The organism is Citrobacter sp. VF227, assembly GCF_052950715.1.
Genome location: NZ_JBRFVF010000525.1, coordinates 1 through 446, shown reverse-complemented (window position 1 = coordinate 446; position 446 = coordinate 1). Strand labels below are relative to the sequence as shown.

Annotated in this window: 1 protein-coding gene; it reads left to right on the top strand. The window is 59.2% G+C overall.

The genetic code is table 11. The features are described from left to right. Positions 1-11: 11 nt before the first annotated feature. A partial coding sequence (locus ACU8YC_RS27670; protein WP_446896351.1) for an MFS transporter occupies positions 12-446 on the top strand: 435 nt, incomplete at its 3' end.

The window sequence follows — 446 nt, the reverse complement described above, 5'->3', positions numbered from 1 at the left end:
AAGACACGGGGCTGCTGCTCGCGGGGGTCCGAACGATTGCCACCAAGCTGCGTGTCAACTTTACCGGGGCGGCCCCATTGCTGGATGCCATTCGCGCCGACTACGGCCTGAGTACCGCCCAGACGGGACTTCTGACCACTCTGCCGCTGCTGGCATTCGCGCTGGTATCCCCCCTGGCTGCCGCCGTTGCGCGCCGTTGGGGCATCGAACGCAGCCTGTTTGTCGCTATGCTGTTGATTTGCGCAGGTATTGCGATACGTTCGCTACCTTCGTCAGGATTCCTGTTTCGTGGTACTGCCACTATTGGGTGCGGTATCGCTCTGGGAAATGTGCTACTACCCGGGTTGATTAATCGTGATTTTTCCCAACATGTGGCAAAACTCACTGGCGCATACTCGCTGACCATGGGCGCGGCGGCCTCACTTGGTTCGGCCATTGTAGTACTG